Source organism: Pseudomonas sp. 30_B (genome assembly GCF_017491605.1).
GTDB lineage: Bacteria > Pseudomonadota > Gammaproteobacteria > Pseudomonadales > Pseudomonadaceae > Pseudomonas.
In genome coordinates this window covers 1-248 of sequence record NZ_JAFGYY010000458.1, presented here as the reverse complement: position 1 = coordinate 248, position 248 = coordinate 1, and the positions used below count along the sequence as shown (strand labels likewise).

Here is a 248-nt window from a genome sequence, read left to right as displayed (position 1 = left end):
AACGCCGAGGAAGAGCCGGAGCGCCCGTACTGGCCGAAGGACGACCCGGCCTTCATCAAGGCCGCTTCGCCGCGCGGGGTGATCCATTCCTTCGCCGACGGCAAGATCGAGGACACCGGCCCGCTGAACAAGAAGCGGATGGAGACCATCGACGACGAGACCACCCAGGCCGCCATCAACTTCATGGACAAGCAGGCCAAGGCCGACAAACCGTTCTTCGTCTGGATGAATACCACGCGCATGCACCT

General features: G+C 62.9%; 1 pseudogene. It reads left to right on the top strand.

Annotation, left to right across the window (positions count from 1 at the left end):
• A pseudogene (locus J5M67_RS29100) lies at window positions 1–248 on the top strand (arylsulfatase); the annotation flags it as partial.